The organism is Streptomyces sp. CMB-StM0423 (assembly GCF_002847285.1).
GTDB lineage: Bacteria > Actinomycetota > Actinomycetes > Streptomycetales > Streptomycetaceae > Streptomyces.
This window is the reverse complement of the sequence record NZ_CP025407.1, coordinates 3,521,276-3,543,143: the sequence shown is the minus strand read 5'-3', so window position 1 is coordinate 3,543,143 and position 21,868 is coordinate 3,521,276. Positions and strand designations below refer to the sequence as shown.

Sequence of the window (21,868 nt, the reverse complement as noted above, 5' to 3'; positions counted from 1 at the left end):
CCCCGGGGGTACGCGTCACGCGCCGCGCGGCGGTGCGCCCCGCCACCGGGGGGCCGTTCGCGGTGGCGGGGCGCGGTCCGCAGGGGTGCGTCGGCGCGGTTACGTGCAGGGGCCGAGGTCCTCCCACACGCCGCTGCCGCCGCCGGGCGTCTCGCCCTGGGTCCACCACTTGGCGCGCCAGGTACGGCCGTTGTGGGTGACCGTGTTGCCGCCGTTGTACACGGAACTCGCGTTCCAGGGCGTCGCGGCGCACTGGCCGGGGCCGGGGCCCGGGTCGCTGCCGCCGCCGATGTTGACGTCGATGCAGGAGTAGAAGGCCATGGGCGTGTCGTAGACGTTCCAGACGGCGAGGACCTTCTGCTTGCCGCTGAAGGTGCCGAAGTTCACGTTGTGGTACACGTCGGCGGCGGGCTGGGCACCGCCGTCGTTGAACTCGGCGATCTTCGTGCCGCCGATGAAGTACTGCCACGTGCTGGTGCGGTGGCGGGCGGTGATGTGCCAACTGAACGTGGTCGAGCTGCCGACCCCGTTGACGCGCCAGCCCTTGCCGTTGTCGTCCAGCTCGGCGAACTGCCCGTTGCCGCCGCTGCAGCTCGTCAGGCCCTTCGGTCCCTCGACGCTCTGCGGCTCGTACTTGATCTGCCCGCAGCTCACGACCCCCTGCGCGCACTGGTCCTGCCGGCTCGACGGGGACGTGACCCAGCCGTGTGCGCTGGCGGACGGGGCGGGGAGGCTCACGGCCAGGACGGGGGCGACTGCCGCACCGACCACTGCCGCCAGTCTTCGTTTCGTGTGCATGTCAACTCCTGAGGTCGCGTGACATGGGAGGACGCGCATGTGGCCACGGATGGTCCAGCGGTTCGCCGTCCGCTGCGCTGCCTGTGCGCGCCGTCGACTGCGGTGCGGCGACCGGGTGTTGGTCTAGACCTTAGCGGCTGTCGGGTTACGGTCAAGAGGGTATGGCCCCTCAAGTACCCACGCGACTCCACTGGTCTGGACAAGACCGCTCACCGCGCATCTCCCTCCGCGGGTACGGGAGCGGGCGCCCGGCCGTCCGCCTCGACCTCCGTGACCAGGAACGGCGTCAGCAGCTCCGGCACCGCCTCCGCCGCGAACCGCAGCCCCTGCGCCTCCCCCACGTCGTACGCCGCGTACGCCTGGGCCCCCGCCGCCGTCGTCGCCCGCAGCGTCACCAGCCCCGCCCGCCGCTGGAACAGCGACTGCCGCACCGTCCAGCCGACCACCCCGTCCCGCCGCAGCGCCACCGTCGAGCGCCGCAGGGTGCCGCTGCGCACGACCAGGTACGGCCCCGTGAGCCCGTGCCCCAGGCTCCGGTACGCGTCCCGCGCCAGCAGTGCCGCCGCCGGCAGCAGCACCGCCGCCGCCACCGCCCCCGCGTACACCAGCCCCCGTACCGACAGCGCCGCCCCCAGGGCCACCAGCACCGCCACCGGCAGCAGCGCCGCGCCCAGCGACCACCGCAGCCGCCGCGCCAGCGCGGCCCGCGGGTGCGGCGCCAGCTCCTGCCGGGTCAGCGCGACGGGCGCGCGGAGCACCCGGGCCGTCACGTCGTCGACGACGGCGCGCGGGGCGGCGGGCAGCAGGGCGCTCAGGTCGTCGTCCTCACCGTCCTTGCGGGACAGCCCCGTTGCGATCGCCTCCACCCGGGCCGCGCCGGACAGCCGCACCCCCAGCGGCTCGACCACGTCGACGCCGCGCAGCCGCGCCTCCTCCAGCGATATCGACCGGGTGGTCAGCAGCCCGCGGCGGACGCGCAGGGTGCCGTCAGGCTCGCGCTCCAGCCGGTAGCTCCACCACATCTCGGTCCACAGCCCGAGCGACCCCACGAACCCGGTCACCAGCGCGATCGACCCCAGCGCCAGCACCGTCCACAGCGCGGGCAGCGGGCTGAAGGTGTCCCGTACCCAGTCGACCACCGTCTCCTCCGCGCCGAACCACTGGCTGACCTGCATCACCGCGCCCCAGCCGGTGAGCGCGAGGAGGGGGGTGAGGAAGGAGAGGGGCGCGTAGCGGATCCAGCCGGGGGAGAGGGCGGCGAGCCGGGGGTTGTCGCCGTCCGCCGCGGCCGTCGTGTCCCGGCGCAGGAGCGCGCGGCGCAACGACTCGCCCTCCGCGCGCCGCACCGGCGTCAGTTGCAGCGCGGACTCGCCCGCGGCGCTCTGGTCGCCGGTGCCGATACGGACCTTGACCAGCCCGAGGAGGCGGAGGAGGGGGTGCGCGGTGAGGTCGACGGTGCGGATCCGGTCGCGGGGCAGGGAGCGCCGGTTCTTGAACAGCACGCCGGTACGCAGCTCGACGCGCTCGGCGCCGACGCGGTAGCGGGTGTGGCGCAGCCGCAGCACGTCCACGGCGAGCCCGCCGCCGAGGAGCAGCACGGACCCGGCCAGCACCCAGGCTACGGCGGCGCGGAAGCCGAGGTGCGCGGCGAGCCCGGCACCGACGGGGACACCGGCGCCGAAGGCGGCGCCGAGGAGGAGCTGGGCGGTGACCAGGAGGGAACGGGGGTCGAGACGGCGCCAGTCGGGGGCGGGGTCCGGTTGGGCAGAGGCAGAGGCAGAGGCGGTCGAAGAGGCGGGGGCGGGGGTACGCGGGGCTGCGGGCGCCGGGTCGGGGCTGCCGGCGGGCGGCGCGGTCCGCTCCGCGGGCCCGCCCGACCCCGTACCCGTCACCGCGTCCGTCACGTCGCGTCCCCCGGGGTCTTCTGCGTCGCCAGCGCCAACTGCTCCGCCAGCTCCGCCGCCTCCTCGTGGTCCAGCGCCTCGATCCGCAGCGCGCCCTGCGCCGACGCGGTCGTCACCGTCACCGCCGCAAGACCGAACACCCGCTGCAGCGGCCCCCGTTCGGTGTCCACCGTCTGGATCCGCGACATCGGCGCGATCCGGGAGTCGACCCAGAAGTAGCCGGTACGGACGTACACCGCGTCGTCCGTGACCTCCCACCGGTGCACGCGGTAGTACCACCGCGGCAGTCCCAACCCCACCGCCAGCCCCGCCGCCGCGGTTCCCGCGGCCACCGCCAGCAGCCAGAACCTGGCCGGACCGATCAGCACGCCCAGCACCCCCGGCACCGCGACCGGCACGGCCGCCGCCAGCAGCAGTCGCGTACGCCACCAGGCGACGGCCCGGCGGTCCACCCGGTGGTGCGGCGGCCGCAGCCGCGGCCCCGCCGGGCCCGGCACCCGGCCCTCTCGGTCTACGTCCACGATCTGCACCGTACGTCCTGCTCCGCGGAGGTCACGGCCGGGTGCGCAGCGTTCCGGCCGCGGCGACCGGCTCGTAGTGCTCCAGGAAGAGCTTGCCGACGAGCGCGCCGCGGGTGGAGACGCCGGTCTTGTCGAAGACGGCCTTGATGTGGTCGCGCACGGTGTGCGGGGAGAGGAACAGCTCGGCGGCGATGCCCTCGGTGGCCAGGCCGCGGGCGAGGAGCTGGGTGATCTCCAGCTCGCGGGCGGTCAGTTCGTACGCGTCGGCGAGGAGCGGGGCGATCTCGGCGGCGGCCGCGGGCTCGATGACGACGGCGGTGGACTGGGGGGTGCCGTCGGCGCCGTGGAGGCAGGAGGCGTGGCAGGTCAGCCACCGTCCGGCAGCGGTACGGAGACGGACGCGGGGGGCGGCGGCCGTCGCCGCCGGGGGCCGGTCGGCGGTGTCCGCCGGCGCGGGAGTCCCGGCCGCCGAGTCTGCCGTCGCCGACTCCGCCGCCGTCGCCGCGCGGGCCTGGAGGACCACCCCGTGCAGCCACGCCGGCACCGCGAGCCCCAGCGCCGTCTCCCGCGTCGGCCCGGGCGGGAGCGCGGCCAGGTGGCGGCGGGCGGCGGTGTTGGCCGAGACGAGCCGGGCGCCGGCGTCGAAGAGCAGCAGGCCGGGTTCGTCTCGGCCGACACGGCCGCCGCGGAACTCCCCGTTCCGTACGGACTCCTCCGCCCCTTGATCCGCCCGGCCGGCCGCCGGCTCCGCGTACGAGCGCAGCCGCCGCGCCAGCGGCGTCGTCAGCCCCGCGACCACCCGCTCCTCCGCCGCGCTGAACGGCGCCCGCCCGCGCGACCGGAACAGGCTGAGGTGCCCCTGCGGCCTGCCGCCCACCCGCAGTACCGCCCGCAGCTCGTCGTGCAGCCCGCGCGGCCGCAGGAACTGCCGGTAGATCGCCGCCCGCTCCGGCTCCCCGCCCGTCGACGCGCGCAGCGCCGCGACCGGCACCCGGGCCCGCGCGAGGTCCGCGAAGCGGTTGACGCGCTCGTCGAACAGCTCGCACTCCCAGTAGTCCCAGCAGCCGCGCTTGTCGGTGTTCTCGGTGCGTACGGGCGCGGTCATCAGCCCGGTCGCCGGGTCGGTGGTGCGCCAGACGGCGGCGTCGTACGGCAGCAGCCGCCGCAACTGCGCCGACACCTCGGCGAAGAGCGCGAGCGCGTCGGGCGCGCGGTCGGCGCGCGCGAGCAGCTCGCCGCGCACCGCGCCGCGCGCGGCCGGGGTGAGGACAGCGGGTGTCGGCACGGTCGGCCACCTCCGCCACGGACAACGGCCGGGGGCGCGTCCGGGATTCCCCTCAATCGGGGGATGGGTTGGCACGGATGCCGGACGGAGGCTCGCGGGCATGGAGTTCATGCAGTTCAGGCCGGGTGAATCCGGCTACGAGACGGAGTTGTCCGGCTTCAACCGGATCGTGTCCCACCGGCCCGCGGCGGTCGCCGCGGTGCGGTCGGTGGCGGAGGTGCGGGCCGCCGTGCGGTACGCCGCGGAGCGCGGGATGCCGGTGGCCGTGCAGTCGACAGGACACGGCCCCGCGGGGGCGGTCGGCGCGGACACCCTGCTGCTGTCGGTACGGCGGCTGCGGGGCGTGCGGGTCGACCCCGCGGCCCGTACCGCGCGGGTCGCCGCCGGCACCCGCTGGCAGGAGGTCGTCGACGCCGCCGCGCCGCACGGCCTCGCCCCGCTGTGCGGCTCGTCGCCGCTGGTCGGCGTCGTCGGCTACACGCTGGGCGGCGGCCTCGGCCCGCTGGCCCGCACGTACGGCTACGCGGCGGACCAGGTGACCGCCGTGGAGCTGGTCACGGCGGACGGGCGGCTGCGGGAGGTCACCGCGGAGCGGGAGCCGGAGCTGTTCTGGGCGCTGCGCGGGGGCGGGAAGGGCGGGTTCGGGGTGGTGACGGCGCTGACGTTCCGGCTGCCGCGGGTGGCGCGGCTGTACGGGGGCGGGCTGCGGTTCGCGGGCGCGGATGCGGCGGCGGTGCTGGGGGCGTGGCGGCGGGTGACGGCGGCGGCGCCGGAGGAGCTGACGACGTCGGTGGCGCTGCTGCGGGTACCGGGGGCGGGGCTGACGGTGCACGTGCGGGTGGCGGTGGCCGGGGCTTCGCCGTCGGAGTCGGAGTCGGAGTCGGGGCCGGAGTCGCTGAAGTCGCTCGGGGAGGGTCTGGTACGTCCGCTGCGGGCGGCGGCGCTGCCGGTCGCGGACACGGTACGGATGCGCCCGTACCGCACGGTCGCGGAGATCCACGAGGACCCGGTGGACCCGATGCCGTACCACGAACGCGGCATCCTGCTGCGGGAGTTCGACGCCGCCGCGGAGGCCGCGCTGCTGGCCGCGGCGGGCCCGGAGGCCGAGTGCGCGGACTGGGCGGTGGAGCTGCGCCACCTCGGCGGCGCGGCGGGCCGGCCCCCGGCGGTACCGAGCGCGGTGGGCAGCCGCGCGGGGGCGTTCACGCTGACGACCCTCACGGCCCCGGGCACGGACAGCGCGGTACGGGCGGCGCTGGGGGAGTGGTCGACGGGCGGCCGGTACGTCAACTTCCTCGCGGGCCCGGGTACGGAGGAGCTGGCGGCGGAGGCGTACGACGCGGAGACGTACGCGCGGCTGCGGGCGGTGAAGAGGACGTACGACCCGGAGAACGTCTTCCGCCACGGCCACGCGCTGCCTCCGGCAGGGAGCGGGGCCGCGGCGGCCGGACGCCGGGACGCGAACACGACCGCGGGGCCGGCCGACCACGCCGGGCCGGGTGACACCGGGCCGGAGCCCGGCACTCGGCCCGTGGCCGGTGGCCCGGGCGGGGGTGCGACGACCGGGGCGGCCAGTTCCGGCGGGCCTCGCCTGCCCGCCTCGGACGGCCCTCCCGGCTCCGCCGGAGCCGCGCCACCCGGCTCCGGCGGTTCAGCCGGCTCCGACGCCACCGGCCTGGCCGGGAGCGCCGGTTCGCGTACCCCCGCCACCCGCCGGAGGGTCTCGTGACCGCCCCCGCGGCCCCCGCCGCCTCCCCCTCCGGTACCAGACCGATCTGCCGCCCGACTGCCCGGCCTACGGCTCCAGTACGACCTTCCCCACCGTCCCCCGCGTCTCCAGCGCCCGGTGGGCCTCGGCAGCCCGGGCCAGCGGGTAGCGCTGCACCAGCGGTGTCCAGCGGCCCGTCGCCGCCTCCGTCAGCGCGGCCTCCTCCATCCGCCGCAGGGGGTCGTCGCCGCCGATGCGGCTGAGCCAGTCGGGGCCGAGGACGTTGACCGACGTGATGCCCCGCTCCGCCAGCTCCGCCTCCGTGAACTCCAGCGGCGTCCCCGACGACCAGCCCAGCACCAGGTGCCGCCCGCCGGGCGCGAGGAGGTCCGCCGCCGTGCGCGCGGCGGTGCCGCCGACGGTGTCGAGGAGCACCGTGGGCCGGCGGTCGCCGAGGGCCGCGCGTACGGCGTCGGGCCAGGCCGGGTCGGTGTAGTCGGCGGCGGTGTCCGCGCCGAGGTCCCGTACGCGCGCGACCTTCTCCGGGCCGCCGACCAGGCCCACGGCGTACGCGCCGATGTTCCGCGCGTACTGCACCAGCAGCGAGCCGACGCCGCCCGCCGCCGCCGTGATGATCACGACGTCGTCCGCCGTCACCTCGGCGAAGTGCAGGAAGCCCATCGTCGTCCGCCCCGTGCCGATCATCGCGACGGCCTCCGCGGCGTCGAGGGAGTCGGGCAGCGCGTGCAGCCGCTCGGCCTCGGTGACGGTCAGCTCCGCGTAGCCGCCCGGGCGGAGCCCGATGTGGGCGACGACGCGGCGGCCCAGCCACTCCGGGTCGACGCCGTCGCCCACGGACTCGACGGTGCCGGCGACCTCGCGGCCGGGGATCGTGGGCAGGTCGGGGGGCGGCATGGGGCCGCCGGTCTCGCCGGCGCGCAGGAAGGTGTCGAGGAGGTGCACCCCGGCGGCGGCGACGGCGATACGGACCTGGCCGGGGCCGGTTACGGGGTCGTCGGTCTTCTCGTGGACGAGGTTCTCTGCGGGCCCGAAGGTGTGAAGTCGTATGGCGTGCATGAGGCCAGCAGACAACTTGAACAGAACTTCAGGTCAAGCGGTCACGCCGCGCCCCCGCGCCCCGTCGCCCCTACGCGTCCCGCCCCGCTACGCCGCCGCGGCCGGCCGCCCCTCCGGCAGCGCCAGCCGTACCGCCTCGATCGCGCTCGCGAACGCCACCTCGCTCAGCACCCCGGGCGCCGCCACCTGGTCCCCCGCCAGGTACACCCCGTCGCCCCGGTCCACCCCCGGCCGGTCGCGCCAGGTGCTGCCCGGCGGGTCCACCGCGCCCGTGCGGCCCGCGGCCAGCGCCTCGCGGCGCCATACCGTACGGTCCCGCCAGCCCGGGTAGCCCAGGTCCAGCAGCTCTTCCGCCCGTGCGATGCCCACCGCCTTGTTCTCCCCGGGGGCCACCGGCACCTGGCTCTGGATGAGCTGTTCGCCGGCCGGGGCCAGCGACGCGTCCCCGGCGGAGAAGCGCTCCACCCAGCCGGGGGCGTCGAGGTCGGAGACGACGAAGGCGTCGCCGCGGCGCTGGCGCACGGCGAGGTCGAGGAGGGCCGTACGGCCCGAGTGCCAGGTCAGCGACGGGTCGCCGAGGAGCGCGCGGGCGGCGGGCAGCGAGGTGGCGACGACGACGGGACCGCCCCGCGGCAGCTCGGCGACGCGGCTGCCGATCTCGATCCGTACGCCGAGGTTCCACGCCATGCTCGTCATCCGGTCGACGACGGAACCCCAGCCGCCCGCCGGGTAGTGCGCCTCGGGCGGCAGCGCGGTGGTGCGGCGCAGCCGCTCCTGGACGAAGGCGGCGGACAGGGAGCCCGGGTCGTGGTGGAAGATCGCGACGGCGCTGTAGTGGGCGGCGGCCCGGGCGCCGGCCTCGCCGGCGATCTCCTCGGCCCAGCCGTGGAAGTCGCGGTCCACGGGCGCCTCGCGGCGGCGGACGAGACGCAGCATCGCGCCCGGCGGCACCTTCCGCAGCCGGCCCTCGCGGCGGAAGCGGAACCGGGACCCCTCCAGGGGCGGGATCGGGGCGAGCGGGCCGAGGAGGTGGCGCCGCTTGAGCCAGGTCCAGTGCGGGCCGCGGTAGTAGAGGGCGTGCGGGCCTTCGTTGGTGCGGTAGGGCGCGTCGGCGGTACGTGCACGCCCCCCGACGGTGTGGTGCGCCTCGTACAGGGTGACGCGGGCGCCGGCCTCGGCGGCGGTGATGGCGGCGGTGAGCCCGGCCAGCCCGCCGCCGATGACGGAGATCCGTCGCATGTCGTGCTCCTCACCTGCGATATTGCCATTCTGATCACAGGACGAAGGCGGGGGGCGGGAATGTGACATCGGGTGCGGTGTCAGTGCCGTAGGTCACGATGGGGCGCATGACGAGGCGGAAGACGATCAAGGCGCCGCGGCGGCCTGCGGTGCGGCTCCCGGCGTCCCTGGAGCGGTACGGGGCGGGGGAGGAGGGCGCCGCGGGCACGTACCGGCCGGCGGACCTGGAGCCCGACGGGGACTACGACGCGCTGGAGTTCGCCGGGCTCGACCTGACGGGGGCGGACGGCGCGGGGGCGCGCTTCATGGACTGCGCGCTGCGCCGCTGCGTGCTGGACGCGGCGCGGCTGCCGAGCGCGCGGCTGATCGACTCGGTGCTGGAGGAGGTGCGCGGCGCGGGGACGGACCTGGCGGGGGCGACGCTGCGGGACGTGGAGCTGACGGACACCCGGCTGGGCGGCGTGCAGTTGCACGGGGCGACGCTGGAGCGGGTGGTGGTGCGCGGCGGCAAGGCGGACTTCCTGAACCTGCGCGGGGCGCGGCTGACGGACGTCGTGTTCGAGGACTGCGTGCTGGCGGAGCCGGACTTCGGCGACGCCCGGCTGGAGCGGGTGGCGTTCGAGGGCTGCGCGATCCAGCGCGCGGACCTCTCCGGCGCCCGCCTGACGGACGTCGACCTGCGCCGCGCCTCGGAGCTGACCCTCGAACGCGGCGTGGACCGCCTGGCCGGCGCGGTCATCAGCCCCGAACAACTCCTCGCCCTGGCCCCGGTCTTCGCCGCCCAGGTGGGCGTGGAGGTCCGGGCGGTGGATGACGTGCAGAAACGTCACTGAATGCCCGTTCGGGTGAAGGGGCGGCCGATGCGGTCACCACATCTGGCTTACGCTGAGAGCGTCCCTTCGACGAAGGAGGGCACCTATGGCATCGACGACCCCTGAGCGCGAGGTGCTCGTGCCTGGAGACAGCGCAGTCGAGGAAGTCTTCTTCGCAGCAAGCGCGGCTGCCCCCCAGGGGCGACGCGTGGAACTGATCGAAGGGCAGATCCACGTGACGCCTCCGGCGAACGGTGAGCACGAAGAGATCGTCTCCGAGGTGGCCGACCAGGTCCGTGACCATCGCAGGGATCTCAGGACGTATACCGGTATCGGCCTGGTACTCCCGGGTGCCGACACCAAGGACAGGGTCATCCCTGACGTGGTCGTCGCCGCCAAGGGGAGCTTCCGGAACGATCTTGAGTGGCATGACCCCGGCCCCGTCATGCTCGTCGCCGAGGTCACCTCGAAGTCCACTGCCGACAACGACCGCATGAGGAAGTTGCGGGGCTATGCCCGTGCCGGAATCCCCTTCTACCTGCTCATCGATCGCGAGGCGGGTGCCGCCTGGATTCACAGCGAGCCGGATGAGGGCACGTACGCCCGGGCCGACAAGGCCAGGCTGGGCTTGACTCTCGTGCTCCCGGAGCCGTTCGGCTTCGAGTTGGACACCGCCGAGTTCTGACCCGAAGCCACGAGTGGCCCGCCGCGCTGCCGCGCGACGGGCCACTCCGCGTCCACGGGGTCCCGCGGACCCCGGTGCGTCAGACGCTGACGCCGAAGTCCTGGGCGATGCCCGACAGGCCCGAGGCGTAGCCCTGGCCCACCGCGCGGAACTTCCACTCCGCGCCGTTGCGGTACAGCTCGCCGAAGACCATCGCGGTCTCCGTCGCCGCGTCCTCGGTGAGGTCGTAGCGCGCGATCTCCGCCTCCCCGGCCTGGTTCACGACGCGGATGAACGCGTTGCGCACCTGGCCGAAGTTCTGGCTGCGGGTCTCGGCGTCGTAGATCGAGACCGGGAAGACGATCTTGTCGATCTCGGCCGGCAGGCCGGCCAGGTCGACCTTGATCTGCTCGTCGTCGCCCGCGCCCTCGCCGGTGACGTTGTCACCGGTGTGCACGATCGTCTGGTCCGGCGACTGCCGGTTGTTGAAGAAGATGAAGTGCTGGTCGGAGAAGACCCGGCCCTCGGCGTTCACCGCGATGGCGCTCGCGTCGAGGTCGAAGTCCACTCCCGTCGTGGTACGGACGTCCCAGCCGAGACCGACCGTGACGGCGGTCAGCCCGGGGGCTTCCTTGGTGAGCGAAACGTTGCCGCCCTTGGACAGGCTTACGGGCATGGGGAGTCCCCTCCTGGTTCTGGCTCCACGTGCCGGAGCCACGTCTACGGAGTCACAACGCCGGTGTGCCCCACCCGGTTCCACGCACCGTACCCCCGCCACTTCCGGGCGACTTCCGGGTGGCGCAAACGACGTGACAGGTCGAACACCCACGCGGGATCATGGGAGACATGTCCGGTCCCTACCGCATCCGCGGCTCGGTCGCCCTGCCGGAGGCCGAGCTGCTGTGGCGTTTCTCGCGTTCCTCCGGGCCGGGCGGTCAGCACGTGAACACCAGCGACACCCAGGCCGAGGTCCGCTTCGACCTCGCGGGTACGCAGTCGCTGCCGCCGGTGTGGAAGGAGCGGGCCCTGGAGCGGCTCGCGGACAGGCTCGTCGACGGGCACGTCGTGGTCCGGGCGAGTGAGCACCGGTCGCAGTGGCGCAACCGCGAGACCGCCGCCGTACGGCTCGCCGCGCTGCTCGCGGAGGCCACGGCGCCGCCGCCCGCGCCGCGGCGGAAGCGGAAGGTCCCGCGGGGGGTCAACGAGCGCCGGCTGCGGGAGAAGAAGCAGCGGTCCGACGTCAAGCGCGGCCGCAGGGGCCGCGGCTGGGGCCAGTAACTCCCGCCGACTCCCTCTCGTCGCCAACGCGAAGGTGCGAAGGCTCAGCCCAGCGTCCGGTACCGCCCCCGGAAGTACGTCAGCGGGCTGCCGTCCGAACTCGGCTGCGTCGCGCTCAGCACCCGCCCGATCACCAGCGTGTGGTCCCCCGCCACCACGCGCTGCTCCGTCCTGCACTCCACCGTCGCCAGCGCCCCGCCCACCAGCGCGCACCCGGTCACCTCGCCGCGCGTGTACGGGATGTCGTCGAACAGCAGCCGGTCGCTGATCCGCCCCTTCATCGCGAACCGCCCGGCGATGTGCCGCTGGCTCTCGGAGAGCACCGACGCCGCCCACTCCTCGCGGTCCGTCAGCAGTTCGTCCATGCGGGAGCCGTTGCGGACGCTCACCATCACCAGCGGGGGGTCCAGGGACACCGACAGGAACGCGGTCGCCGTCATCCCGACGTCCTCGCCGTTCAGGCCGGGGTCCGGGTCGTACGCCGTGACCAGCACCACGCCCGCCGCCAGCCGGCTCATGGCCGCCCGGAACTGCTCGTCGCTCACCCCAACAGGATGGTCCACCGCTTGCGTCTCATGCAGCACGCCTCGAACCGTAACGGGGCGACAGGGCCCCGGGCATCGGGCCGAGGGCGGAGCGGAGTCCTAGGTCTCCGTCCCGCCCCACCTGCCGCGGGACCCCCACGGACCCCGCCGGGCGGCCCCTTCCGCCCCACCCGGCGCGAAGCTCCCAGAGACCGGCGTGCGACTCTTGGCCGCACGCCGGTTAACACCTCCCCACCCTGTGACTTGAGTCACAGAGGGCATCCAATGTTGACCCTGTGTACCCGCCGAAGAGCTGGCTGTGATTCAGTGGCCGTGTCGTTGGATGAAATTCCACGCGGGGGTCTTCCGCCGAGGTCGGGGCGAGACGGGAGGGCAGGTATGGAGACGGAGGCCGAACCTTACGTAAGGCTGGCGAGCCTGCGCCGGCTGCATTCGGTCCTCGCGGACCTGAATCAGACGCGCAGCCTCGCCGACACTCTCCAGAGCGTCGCGGACGGGCTCGTCGCCCTCGGGTACGAGGTGTCCGCGGTGAACCTCGTACGGCCCGACGGCGACCTCGTCGTCGCCGCCGTCGGCGGCGATCCGACCGCCGAGGCGATCATGGCCGGCCGGGTCGGCCCGCGTGAGGCGTGGGAGCGCCGGCTCCACATGGGCGTCGAGTGGGGCGAGCTGCGCTACATACCCCACAGCGAAGGCTGGGTGCTCGATGACGACGAGGTGCCGCAGACCCACCCCGTCGTCCCGCCGCCCTCCGCCCCCGGTGACTGGGTCACCGGCGACCGCCTCTTCGCACCGATCCACGACGCCGGCCGCGAGCTGCTCGGCGTCCTGTCCGTCGACAAGCCGGCCAACGGCCGGGTGCCGACCCCCTGGGGGCGCGAGGCCCTGCAGATGTACGCCTCGCAGGCCGCCATAGCGATCACCAACGCCCGGCTGCGGGCCAACATGCAGCGCGCGCTGGTGCGGCTGGAGCGCGAGCAGCAGGCGCTCCGCGCCAGCGAGGAGAGCTTCCGCCAGGCATTCGAGTACGCGCCCAGCGGCATGGCCGTCGCCGAGATGGGCGGCGACGACCACGGGCGGCTGATCCGTACGAACGACGCGCTGTGCCGGCTCCTGGGCCGCCAGCCCTCCAGCCTGCGCCGGCTGTCGTTCTCCGACCTGGTCCACCCCGAGGACGTCGGCACCCTGCTGCGCACCTTCGCCGAGGGCGGCAAGGCCGAGCTGCGCCTCGCCCGCCGCGACGCCACGTACGTGTGGGTGAACCTGCGCAACTCGGTGGTCGCCGACGCCGCCGACGGCCCGCGCTACCTCCTCACCCACGTCGAGGACATCGAGGAGCGCAAGCGCCACGAGGCGCAGCTCGCGCACCGCGCCAGCCACGACTCGCTCACCGGCCTGCCCAACGCCGCCGAGCTGCGCGCCCGGCTCACCGCCCGGCTCTGCGACCGGCCGCCGGAGCTCTACACGGGCGCCGTCAGCCACTCCGCCGCCGGGCTGCCGGGGCCGCGCGGCCGGGCCATCGTCGGCGCCGGTCCTGTGCCGGGCGAGGTCGACAGCAACGGGCACGGCTTCGGGACGGACGGGGCCGAGGAGCACTGGGCCGGCCCGGGTCCTTACGAGCACCATGTGCACGCGATGGTCCCCGAGGGCGGCGGGGAATCCGGGGGCAAGGGGCTCGCGGTGCTCTTCTGCGACCTCGACGGCTTCAAGTCCATCAACGACCGCTTCGGCCACAACACCGGCGACGCCGTGCTCATCGCCGTCGCGCAGCGGCTGACCCACGCGGTCCGCGACGGCGACACCGTCGCGCGGCTCGGCGGCGACGAGTTCGTGGTGCTCGCCGACGGCCTGACGCCCGGCGGCGCCGAGGACCTGGCGGTCCGGCTGCGGAACGCGATCATCCCGCCGATCCGCGTCGACGGCCGGGGGGTGCGCGTGGGCGCGAGCATCGGCACCGGCTGGGCGATGTGCGGGATGTCGACGGAGGAGATCCTCAGCTCGGCGGACCAGCTCATGTACCGCGAGAAGCGGGCCCGCTCGCAGGGCCGCTCGCACCGCCGGGCAGGCTAGTGACGGACGTACGGGCCCGGGGCGCCGCCGCCCCGCGGCCCCTGGTCGTCCACAGGCGGCCGTCGTGGCTTCGTCCACAGTCGACCGAAGGAACGCTCGGGTACTGCTCCGGACGGGGTAGGCTCGCCCCCTGGCCGGCGGTTCGCCGGCGGGGACGCAACGCCCACCAGGGAGTGAGAGGGAGATGACGGCCGGCAACCACGGTGCGGGCACGCCGCCCGAGGACGACGACCCCTTCGCCCATCTGTACCGCCCCGAGGGCGGTGCCGCGCCGGTGCCAGGACCGGGGGAGGGCACGGCCCCCGCCCCGGGTGTGCCGCGCACGTCGTACACCCAGGTCAGGGCCGTCGGCGAGCGGACGTACGGCGGCCAGCAGGCCGCGTACCAGGTGCCGCCCCAGCAGGCGTACCCGTACGGGCAGTCGAGCCCCAGCCCGCACTATGCCGCGCCCGAGACCTACGGCGGCCCTCCGCCGCAGCCCCCGTCCTTCCCGCCGGGTGACCCCGGCGAGGGCCCGCGCCGGGGCCGCGGCGGCGGGCGGAACGGGCTGATGCTCGGCGCGGTCGCCGTGGTCGCCACGGTCGTCATCGCCATCGTCGCCGCGGTGCTCTTCAGCGGCGACGGGGAGAACTCGGACGTCGGCGGCGGCGACTCGGAGTCCGTCGCCCCCAGCCCCGAGGGCAAGGGCGACGACGAGGGCAAGAACGGCGACGACAAGCCCAAGAAGGACCCGGCCGCCCCGCCCACCGAGGACGGCGCGAAGCTGGCGCTGGCCGGCGGCGCGGTCGTCGGCAGCGACACGAACGTCTCCGAGGACGGCCCGTACGTCCACGGCCTGGAGAACCAGGGCGCGTCCGCTACCTGGAAGCCCGAGGTCGACGAGGCCGGGGAGTACACGCTCTTCGTCGACTACAGCGTGCCGGGCAAGGACGCAGAACTCACCCTCACGATCAACGGTCAGTCGGACGGCCGGACGGTGAACCTGGAGAACTTCGCGAAGGCGAAGAAGGGTGACTGGCTGGCCGGCTGGACCCGGTCCTACTCGTGGATCTCCCTGGACGCGGGCGCCAACGAGATCAAGCTGTCCTGCGAGTCGGGCAACAAGGAATGCCAGAGCGCCATCAGCAAGGTGGAGCTGAAGAAGGGCCAGGTCTCGTCGTAGGTCTTCCGGTGCCGTGGCACCGGGTACGTCCGGGCCCGTAGCGGTGCTACGGGCCCGTCGTCGTCCCCGGGGCCGTCAGCCGCCGACGACCTCCAGGAACCGGCGTACGGTCGCGGCCATCGCGTCCCGCCCCGGCGCCAGGTACTTGCGGGGGTCCACCACCTCGGGGTGCGCGTCCAGATGGGCGCGGGCGGCGCCGGTGAACGCGGTGTTCAGGGCCGTACCGACATTGATCTTGACCATCCCCGACGCCACCGCCTGCCGCAGCTCCTCGTCCGGCACCCCGGACGAGCCGTGCAGCACCAGCGGCACCGCGACCGCGGTCCGCAGCCGGCCGATCAGCTCGTGGTCGAGGGCCGCCGTGCGCTCGGTCATCGCGTGCGAGCTGCCCACCGCGACGGCCAGCGCGTCGACGCCGGTGTCCGTGACGTACGCGACGGCCTCGTCCGGGTCCGTACGCACTCCGGGCGCGTGCGCGTCGAGCGGCGCCTCGCCCTCCTTGCCGCCGACCTTCCCCAGCTCCGCCTCGATCCAGATGCCGTGCTCGTGCGCCCAGCGCACCGCCTCCGCGGTGGCCTTGACGTTGTCGGCGTACGACAGCTTGGAGGCGTCGAACATCACCGAGCTGAAGCCAAGACCGTGCGCGGAGCGCATCAGTTCCGGGGAGACGACGTGGTCCAGATGCAGCGACAACTGCGCGGACGAGGCGCGCGCCACGGCCGCCGTCGCGGCGGCGACCGGTGTGAGCCGGCCGCCGTGGAACCGTACGGCGTTCTCCGAGATCTGCAGCACCGCGGGCGCGCCCGCGGCCTCCGCGCCGGCGGCGATGGCCTCGGCGTGCTCCAGCGTGATGACGTTGAAGGCGGGCACGCCGTGGCCCGCGGCGCGGGCGGCGGCGACGAGTTCGCCGGTGGTCGTGAGTGGCATCTTCAGGCCCCATCCCGGGCCGCACCGCGGCCCGACGTGATCTCGGTGCGCGGCAGCGTCTCCGCGTAGACGTCGGTGTCGAACTCGCCCGCCACGGGCGCGGCGACGGTCGCCGCGGACAGCGCCACCGCGCGGGCCAGCCGGGCGGGCCAGTCCAGGCCCTCGGTGAGCCCGGACAGCAGCCCGGCGACGGCGGAGTCGCCGGCGCCGGTGGGGTTGCCCGGCACGTACCGCGGCGGTGCGGCACGCCAGGTGCCGTCGGCGGTGACGGCGAGCAGCCCGTCGGCGCCGAGCGAGGCGACGACGGCGTGGGCGCCGCGGCGGCGGGCGTCGCCGGCGGCGCGCAGCGGCTCGGTGTCGCCGGTGAGCTGGGCCAGCTCCTCGGCGTTGGGCTTGACGAGGTCGGGTCCCGCGGCGACGCCGTGGCGCAGCGGTTCGCCGCTGGTGTCGAGGAGTACGGGCACGCCGGCGGTGTGCGTGGCGCGTACCAGCTCGGCGTACGCATCCACGGGCACGCCGGGCGGCAGGCTGCCGCACAGCGCCACGGCCCGCACGGGCGCGGCGCCTTCGCCGGTTCTGGTGCCGGTGCCGGTGCTCGTGCCGGAGCCCTTGAGGAGCGCGGCGTACGTGTCGAGGAACGCCGCCCACTCGTCGGCGGTGACCTCGGGCCCCGCCTCGTTGAGCTGGGTGGTGTCGCCCGTACTGCCGTCCACGACGGCGACCGTGCGCCGGGTGTTGCCCGCGACGGAGACGAGCGCGTCGGTCACCCCACCGGACTCCGCGGCCAGCAGTGCGCGGACGTGCGCGCCCGTGGGGCCGCCGGCCAGGCCGGTGACGGTGACGGGGTGGCCGAGCGCGGCGAGCACGCGGGCCACGTTCAGGCCCTTGCCGCCGGGCCGCTCCGTGACGTCGGTGACGCGGTGCGACGCGTGGGCACGCAGCCGCGGCACCCGGTACGTGACGTCGAGTGCGAGATTGAGTGTGACGGTGAGGAACATATGCGCGAAAGATCCTGCCATGGTGCCCGGGTGCCGTCGACAGCGCGCGCCGCCGACGGCGCGCCTCAGCTTCCGGGTTCGACGATCCACGCACCCTTGCGCATGATCCCGACGAGAGCGAACCGGTCGTCGAGCACGACGAGGTCCGCGTCCTTTCCGGGCTCCAGCGAGCCGATCCGGTCGTACGCGCCCAGCACCTTCGCCGGCGTCGCCGACAGCGCGGCCACGACGTCCCCGACCGGCAGGCGGTCGACGGTGACCGCCCGGCGGAACGCGGTGTCCAGCGTCAGCGTGGAGCCCGCGATCGACCCGCCGTCGACCAGCCGGGCCACACCGTCCCGCACGTCGACCTCCATCGGGCCGAGCGGGTAGCGGCCGTCGCCCATGCCGGCGGCGCCCATCGCGTCGGTGATGAACGCGACCCGGCCCGCCCCCGCGGTCCTGAACGCCAACTGCAGCACCGCCGGGTGCAGATGCACGCCGTCGTTGATCAGCTCGACGGTGACCCGCTCGTCCTCCAGCAGCGCGGCGACCGGCCCCGGCGAGCGGTGGCCGAGCGCGGGCATGGCGTTGAAGAGGTGGGTGGCGACGGTGGCGCCGGCCGCGACGGCCTCCTGCACGGCGTCGTACGAGGAGTCGGTGTGGCCCACGGCGGCGATGACGCCGCTGTCGGCGAGGAGGCGTACGGAGTCGAGCCCGCCCGGCAGCTCCGGCGCGAGCGTGAGCATCCGGGTCTGCCCGCGGCCGGCCTCGACGAGCTTGCGCACGTCGGCGGGCGCCGGGTCGCGCAGCAGCGAGGGCTGGTGGGCGCCGCAGCGGTGCGGGGAGATGAACGGGCCCTCGAAGTGGATGCCGGCCAGCTCGCCGTCCTCGGCCAGCTCGGCGAGGACGCCGGCCTGCCGGGCGAGGTCGTCCAGGTCGCCGGTGACGGTGGAGGCGAGCATGGTGGTGGTGCCGTGGCCGCGGTGGGTGTCGATGACGGTGCGGGCCTGCTCGTGGGTGCCGCCGGAGAAGGAGGCGCCGCCGGCGCCGTGCACGTGGATGTCGACGAAGCCGGGGACGATCCAGTGCCCGGAGAGGTCGAGGGCCGCGGGCCCGCCGTCGTCCCGCGGTTCGCCGGGGGCCTGCGGTGCCGTGCCGTCCTGCGCCGTGCCGGCCCGCGGTGCCACCGAGGCGATCCGGCCGTCCGCGACGGTGAGCCGGGCGTCCTCCACGGTGCCGGCCGGCTGGACCACACGGGCGCCGGTGAGCAGCGTGCCGCCCTCCCGCATCGAATCCCGCATCAGGCGGTTACCTCCGTGGCGAGTAGGTCCCAGGCGAGCTGCCCGGCGCCCAGGCAGGCGGCGGCGTCTCCGAGCTCCGCGGGGACGATCTGGGGGAATGTCTGGAACGTGATGCGCGCCCGGACGGCGCGCGTGAGCGGTACGAACAAGGTGTCGCCGGCCTCGGCGAGCCCGCCGCCGACGACGATCCGGCGGGGGTCGAGCAGGGTGATGCCGGTGATCAGGCCGCCGGCGAGGGCGTCGACGGCGTCCTGCCAGACGGCTTCCGCCAGCGGGTCGCCGGCCTCGACGGCCTTGGCGCAGTCCGCGGCGGTCGCGCCGGGGTCGCCGCAGGCGGTGGCCCACGCCTCGCCGACCGCGGAGGCGGACGCCAGCCGCTCCAGGCAGCCGCGCTGCCCGCAGCCGCAGGGCGGCCCGTCGGGGCGTACGACGACGTGGCCGATCTCGCCGGAGCCGCCGTGGGCGCCGGGCTCGATGCGGCCTTCGATGCCGATGGCGGCGGCGATGCCGGTGCCGAGGGCGATGAACAGGAACCGGTCCACGTCGCGCGCGGCCCCGAGGCGGCCCTCGGCGAGGCCGCCGGTGCGCAGGTCGTGGCCGACGGCGACGGGGCAGGCCAGCCGCTCGCCCAGGAGGCGGCGAAACGGTACGTCACGCCAGCCGAGGTTCGCCGAGAACACCGCGACGCCCTCGGCGTCGTCCACGATCCCGGGCACCGCGACGCCGGCCGCGACGGCCGGCTCGCCGTACTTCTCCACGCCGGTGTCCCGCAGCTCGGCCGCGAAGTCGAGCACGGCGGCGACGACGGCCTCGGCACCCGCCTCGCGGGGGGTCGGCCGGCGCGTCTCGTGGAGCAGCGCGCCGTCCGCCCCGACGAGGGCGGCTTTCATGCCGGTGCCGCCCACATCGAGGGCGATGACGTGTCTCACGGGGGACAGTCTCGCCCGTAAAGAGGCGAGAGGTCTAGTCCAGTCGCGATGACGGGTCCGGTTTCCACCGGTATCCGGTTAAGCGCCCCCGTCGGGCGGGGGAGTGAGGGCGGCCGGACGGCGTACGCGAAGGTCCTGCGCGACCGGGCGGCCGCCTACCGTAGGACGACGCTGCGCGTCAGGTTGCGGGGGCGGTCCGGGTCGTACCCCTTCGCCTCCGCGACGGCCACCGCCAGCCGCTGGGCCCGTACCAGGTCCGCCATCGGGTCGAGCCCGCGCGCCGTCGACCCCGCGCTCAGATGGCCGCCGACCCGGCCCACGTCCGCCGCCAGCCCCTCGGGCAGCTCGCCGAAGTGCCACACCGCCCGCCCGGGGCCGGTGATCGCCATCGGCCCGTGCCGGTACTCCATCGCCGGGTAGCTCTCCGTCCACGCCCCGGCCGCCTCGCGCATCTTCAGCGCCGCCTCCGCCGCAAGACCGCAGGTCCAGCCCCGGCCCAGGAACGTCCACTGCACCGCCGCCGCCAGCTCCGGCGGCAGCGGCTGCGTCACCGCCAACTCGGCGTCGACCGCGGCGTCCGTGACGGACTTCACACCCGCCGCGGGCGGCCCGTGCAGTTCGAGACCGGCGCGCAGCAGCGCCAGCGCCGTCGTCGCGAACCGGGTCTGGACCACCGACTCCTCGTCCGCGTACGCCAGCGTGACCAGCGCGTCCGCGGCCGTGGCGACGGGCGTCTCCGCGTCCGCCGTGAGGGCGGTGGTCGCGGTTCCGGCGGTCCCGTTCCGTACCGCCGCCAGCAGGTCCAGCACCTCGGTCGTCGTTCCGGACCTGGTGATCGCCACCATCCGGTCGTACCGCCGGCCGGCCGGGAACTCCGAGGCGGCGTAGGCGTCCGTGTGCCCCTGGCCCGCCGCCTCCCGCAGCCCGGCGTACGCCTGCGCCATGAACCACGAGGTGCCGCAGCCGACCACCGCGACCTTCTCCCCGGGCTGCGGCAGCCCGGGGACGGCCGCCGCCTCCTGCGCGGCTCGGCGCCAGCAACTCGGCTGGGTGGCTATCTCGGCGGCGGTGCGGGACGGTTCTGCGGCTGCCATGAGGTGCGGCTCCCTGTCGTGCTCGTGGACGGACGTCGCCACGCGCACTGTTGCGATCGTGCGCGCTTTCGTGCCGTTCCGCGACCGTTGGTGTGCGGTTCAGCTCGCCGTCTCCCTATCAGCCCGGTACCCCCCGCGGCAATGGCAGAAATCGGGAGGTGGTTACGGAAGTGATATCCGGCTGGTGTAGACCTGGGAGGGGCGCTCCGGACAGACTCAGCCCCCTCAGATAATTCTGAAGGTGGGCTAAAGCTGTGCAGCGGCGTGGATTTCTGAAGGCGGCGGCCGGTGCCGCGGGAGCGGCGGCCCTGCCGCTGAGCGCGTGCGGGGACGGCAGCGGCGGCGGCGACGTCACGCTGAAGCTGGTGGCCGCCGAGTACGGCACCGACGAGTCCGACACCGCCCGGCGCTACTGGGAGCAGTTGGCGGCGAAGTTCTCCAACGACACCCCGGGGATCTCGGTCGACATCGAGATCATCCCGTGGGAGGACATCGACGCCAAGGTCGACAAGATGGTGAAGGACGGCAACCCGCCGGACGTCGCGCAGATGGGCCCGTACGCCGAGTACAGCTCCCGCGACATGCTCTACAGCACCGACGAACTGCTCTCCATCCCCACCCAGGCCAACTTCGTGCCCAGCCTCGCCGCCGCCGGCGAGGTCAACCGCGTCCAGTACGGCATGCCCTTCGTCTCCAGCTCGCGGCTGTTGTTCTACAACAAGTCCCTCTTCGAGGACGCGGGCCTGAGCACCGACCCCGAGGACGCGCCCAAGGACTGGGACGAACTCCTGGACGTCGCGCAGGCGCTCAAGGACACCGGGGTGAAGGTCCCGTACGCGCTCCCGCTCGGCCCCGAGGAGGCCCAGGGCGAGACGCTGATGTGGATGATCAGCGGCGGCGGCGCATACATGGACGACGTCGGCAGCTACACGATCGACTCCGAGCAGAACATCCACACCTTCAACTGGATACGCGACAACCTCGTCGGCGCCGGCCTCACCTACGCCGCGCCCTCCGAGACCAACAGACGCACGGCCTTCGCCGACTTCGTCAAGGGCGACGTCGGCATGATCTTCGGCCACCCGACGCTGATGCAGAACCTGCGCCGGGAGAAGGTCGACTTCGGCATCGCCCTGAAGCTGCCCGGACGCGACGGGCCCTCGGAGTCGACGATGGGCGTCGCCGACTGGATCATGGCGTTCAAGGCCAACGGCCACCGCTCCCAGATCGGCAAGTTCCTCGACGTCCTCTTCGACGACACCAACGTGCTGAAGTTCGCCCAGCGCTACGACCTGCTGCCGACGACGGTCTCCGGGGTGGACAAGCTCAGCCAGGGCCGCAAGGATCTGCAGCCGTTCCTGGACCAGCTCCAGAGCGCGGTCTTCTACCCGGACAACAAGACGTCGTGGGCGCGGGTGAACGCGGAGCTGAAGAAGCAGATAGGCAAGGCGGCCGAGGCGGGCGGCGAGCCGCCGGAGCGGGTGCTGACGAACCTGCAGAGCATCGCGGAGTCGGCCTCCACGACGGAGGAGTGATCCGCCCCTTGGCGCCCCTTGCCGCCCGTACAGACCCCT

20 protein-coding genes are annotated in these 21,868 nt (G+C 74.5%); 7 read left to right on the top strand and 13 right to left on the bottom strand.

The genetic code is table 11. The annotated features are described in order from the left end of the window. Nucleotides 1-99 precede the first annotated feature (99 nt). The 4 genes from CXR04_RS15235 to CXR04_RS15220 form a co-directional block, all read right to left on the bottom strand. A complete protein-coding gene (locus CXR04_RS15235) occupies nt 100-798 on the bottom strand; it encodes a lytic polysaccharide monooxygenase (RefSeq protein WP_101422747.1) in 699 nt (232 codons plus the stop codon). Between the two features lie 209 nt (nt 799-1,007). Then, the gene (locus CXR04_RS15230) at nt 1,008-2,702 is read right to left on the bottom strand and encodes a PH domain-containing protein (RefSeq protein WP_234380237.1); all 1,695 of its coding nucleotides are present in this window, start codon (nt 2,700-2,702) and stop codon (nt 1,008-1,010) included. Beyond that, nucleotides 2,699-3,232, bottom strand: coding sequence for a PH domain-containing protein (locus CXR04_RS15225; RefSeq protein ID WP_101422745.1), 534 nt, complete (start codon nt 3,230-3,232; stop codon nt 2,699-2,701). Before CXR04_RS15225 ends, CXR04_RS15230 begins: the two co-directional genes overlap by 4 nt. Before the next feature lie 22 nt (nt 3,233-3,254). Beyond that, a complete protein-coding gene (locus CXR04_RS15220; RefSeq protein ID WP_101422743.1) occupies nt 3,255-4,508 on the bottom strand; it encodes a helix-turn-helix domain-containing protein in 1,254 nt (417 codons plus the stop codon). Between the two features lie 100 nt (nt 4,509-4,608). On the opposite strand from CXR04_RS15220, the gene CXR04_RS15215 reads away from it, so the two are divergent. Continuing rightward, complete coding sequence (locus CXR04_RS15215) at nt 4,609-6,237, top strand: FAD-binding oxidoreductase (protein ID WP_234380236.1); 1,629 nt, start codon at nt 4,609-4,611, stop codon at nt 6,235-6,237. A gap of 66 nt (nt 6,238-6,303) precedes the next feature. Here the strand turns inward: CXR04_RS15215 and CXR04_RS15210 are convergent, their stop codons facing one another. Both CXR04_RS15210 and CXR04_RS15205 read right to left on the bottom strand, forming a co-directional pair. Further along, a complete protein-coding gene (locus tag CXR04_RS15210; RefSeq protein WP_101422741.1) occupies nt 6,304-7,293 on the bottom strand; it encodes a zinc-binding dehydrogenase in 990 nt (329 codons plus the stop codon). 87 nt (nt 7,294-7,380) lie between these two features. Next, on the bottom strand, nt 7,381-8,532 hold the full coding sequence (locus CXR04_RS15205) for an FAD-dependent oxidoreductase (RefSeq protein WP_101422739.1): 1,152 nt from the start codon (nt 8,530-8,532) through the stop codon (nt 7,381-7,383). Between the two features lie 107 nt (nt 8,533-8,639). Here CXR04_RS15205 and CXR04_RS15200 point away from each other — a divergent pair, with 107 nt between their 5' ends. Together CXR04_RS15200 and CXR04_RS15195 are read left to right on the top strand one after the other, a co-directional pair. Continuing rightward, on the top strand, nt 8,640-9,365 hold the full coding sequence (locus tag CXR04_RS15200; RefSeq protein WP_234380235.1) for a pentapeptide repeat-containing protein: 726 nt from the start codon (nt 8,640-8,642) through the stop codon (nt 9,363-9,365). Nucleotides 9,366-9,450: 85 nt separating this feature from the next. Then, nucleotides 9,451-10,029: a Uma2 family endonuclease gene (locus CXR04_RS15195; protein ID WP_101422735.1), complete on the top strand. Its 579-nt coding sequence runs from the start codon at nt 9,451-9,453 to the stop codon at nt 10,027-10,029. Nucleotides 10,030-10,108: 79 nt separating this feature from the next. Here the strand turns inward: CXR04_RS15195 and CXR04_RS15190 are convergent, their stop codons facing one another. Then, nucleotides 10,109-10,684, bottom strand: a complete 576-nt coding sequence (locus CXR04_RS15190; RefSeq protein WP_101422734.1) for a TerD family protein — start codon at nt 10,682-10,684, stop codon at nt 10,109-10,111. Between the two features lie 170 nt (nt 10,685-10,854). On the opposite strand from CXR04_RS15190, the gene arfB reads away from it, so the two are divergent. Beyond that, nucleotides 10,855-11,286, top strand: a complete 432-nt coding sequence (gene arfB, locus CXR04_RS15185) for an alternative ribosome rescue aminoacyl-tRNA hydrolase ArfB (protein ID WP_101422732.1) — start codon at nt 10,855-10,857, stop codon at nt 11,284-11,286. 44 nt (nt 11,287-11,330) lie between these two features. Here the strand turns inward: arfB and CXR04_RS15180 are convergent, their stop codons facing one another. Then, a complete protein-coding gene (locus CXR04_RS15180; RefSeq protein ID WP_234380234.1) occupies nt 11,331-11,870 on the bottom strand; it encodes a flavin reductase family protein in 540 nt (179 codons plus the stop codon). Nucleotides 11,871-12,209: 339 nt separating this feature from the next. Here CXR04_RS15180 and cdgB point away from each other — a divergent pair, with 339 nt between their 5' ends. Continuing rightward, complete coding sequence (gene cdgB, locus CXR04_RS15175; RefSeq protein WP_101422730.1) at nt 12,210-13,901, top strand: diguanylate cyclase CdgB; 1,692 nt, start codon at nt 12,210-12,212, stop codon at nt 13,899-13,901. Between the two features lie 184 nt (nt 13,902-14,085). Continuing rightward, nucleotides 14,086-15,063 (top strand): CBM35 domain-containing protein, encoded by a 978-nt coding sequence (locus tag CXR04_RS15170; RefSeq protein ID WP_101422728.1) that lies wholly within the window; start codon nt 14,086-14,088, stop codon nt 15,061-15,063. A gap of 75 nt (nt 15,064-15,138) precedes the next feature. Here CXR04_RS15170 and CXR04_RS15165 read toward each other — a convergent pair whose 3' ends face one another. The 5 genes from CXR04_RS15165 to CXR04_RS15145 all read right to left on the bottom strand — a co-directional run bounded on the left by CXR04_RS15165 (nt 15,139) and on the right by CXR04_RS15145 (nt 20,294). Beyond that, nucleotides 15,139-15,990 carry a class II fructose-bisphosphate aldolase gene (locus CXR04_RS15165; protein ID WP_101422726.1) on the bottom strand — a complete coding sequence of 284 codons (852 nt, stop codon included), beginning with the start codon at nt 15,988-15,990 and terminating at the stop codon, nt 15,139-15,141. A gap of 2 nt (nt 15,991-15,992) precedes the next feature. Beyond that, nucleotides 15,993-16,988 (bottom strand): 1-phosphofructokinase family hexose kinase, encoded by a 996-nt coding sequence (locus tag CXR04_RS15160; RefSeq protein ID WP_101422724.1) that lies wholly within the window; start codon nt 16,986-16,988, stop codon nt 15,993-15,995. A gap of 65 nt (nt 16,989-17,053) precedes the next feature. After that, nucleotides 17,054-18,271: an N-acetylglucosamine-6-phosphate deacetylase gene (gene nagA / locus CXR04_RS15155; protein ID WP_101422722.1), complete on the bottom strand. Its 1,218-nt coding sequence runs from the start codon at nt 18,269-18,271 to the stop codon at nt 17,054-17,056. Then, nucleotides 18,271-19,200 (bottom strand): ROK family protein, encoded by a 930-nt coding sequence (locus tag CXR04_RS15150; protein WP_101422720.1) that lies wholly within the window; start codon nt 19,198-19,200, stop codon nt 18,271-18,273. Before CXR04_RS15150 ends, nagA begins: the two co-directional genes overlap by 1 nt. 155 nt (nt 19,201-19,355) lie before the next feature. Continuing rightward, nucleotides 19,356-20,294, bottom strand: a complete 939-nt coding sequence (locus CXR04_RS15145; RefSeq protein ID WP_101426382.1) for an SIS domain-containing protein — start codon at nt 20,292-20,294, stop codon at nt 19,356-19,358. Between the two features lie 254 nt (nt 20,295-20,548). Between CXR04_RS15145 and CXR04_RS15140 the strand changes: the two genes are divergently transcribed. Further along, nucleotides 20,549-21,829, top strand: coding sequence for an ABC transporter substrate-binding protein (locus CXR04_RS15140; RefSeq protein WP_101422718.1), 1,281 nt, complete (start codon nt 20,549-20,551; stop codon nt 21,827-21,829). Nucleotides 21,830-21,868 lie beyond the last annotated feature (39 nt).

Coding starts and splice junctions, on each gene's coding strand:
- CXR04_RS15235 (WP_101422747.1), bottom strand. CDS start 798: ATGCACACGAAACGAAGACTGGCGGCAGTGGTCGGTGCGGCAGTCGCC.
- CXR04_RS15215 (WP_234380236.1), top strand. CDS start 4,609: ATGGAGTTCATGCAGTTCAGGCCGGGTGAATCCGGCTACGAGACGGAG.
- CXR04_RS15210 (WP_101422741.1), bottom strand. CDS start 7,293: ATGCACGCCATACGACTTCACACCTTCGGGCCCGCAGAGAACCTCGTC.
- CXR04_RS15205 (WP_101422739.1), bottom strand. CDS start 8,532: ATGCGACGGATCTCCGTCATCGGCGGCGGGCTGGCCGGGCTCACCGCC.
- CXR04_RS15200 (WP_234380235.1), top strand. CDS start 8,640: ATGACGAGGCGGAAGACGATCAAGGCGCCGCGGCGGCCTGCGGTGCGG.
- CXR04_RS15195 (WP_101422735.1), top strand. CDS start 9,451: ATGGCATCGACGACCCCTGAGCGCGAGGTGCTCGTGCCTGGAGACAGC.
- CXR04_RS15190 (WP_101422734.1), bottom strand. CDS start 10,684: ATGCCCGTAAGCCTGTCCAAGGGCGGCAACGTTTCGCTCACCAAGGAA.
- arfB (WP_101422732.1), top strand. CDS start 10,855: ATGTCCGGTCCCTACCGCATCCGCGGCTCGGTCGCCCTGCCGGAGGCC.
- cdgB (WP_101422730.1), top strand. CDS start 12,210: ATGGAGACGGAGGCCGAACCTTACGTAAGGCTGGCGAGCCTGCGCCGG.
- CXR04_RS15170 (WP_101422728.1), top strand. CDS start 14,086: ATGACGGCCGGCAACCACGGTGCGGGCACGCCGCCCGAGGACGACGAC.
- CXR04_RS15165 (WP_101422726.1), bottom strand. CDS start 15,990: ATGCCACTCACGACCACCGGCGAACTCGTCGCCGCCGCCCGCGCCGCG.
- CXR04_RS15160 (WP_101422724.1), bottom strand. CDS start 16,988: ATGTTCCTCACCGTCACACTCAATCTCGCACTCGACGTCACGTACCGG.
- nagA (WP_101422722.1), bottom strand. CDS start 18,271: ATGCGGGATTCGATGCGGGAGGGCGGCACGCTGCTCACCGGCGCCCGT.
- CXR04_RS15145 (WP_101426382.1), bottom strand. CDS start 20,294: ATGGCAGCCGCAGAACCGTCCCGCACCGCCGCCGAGATAGCCACCCAG.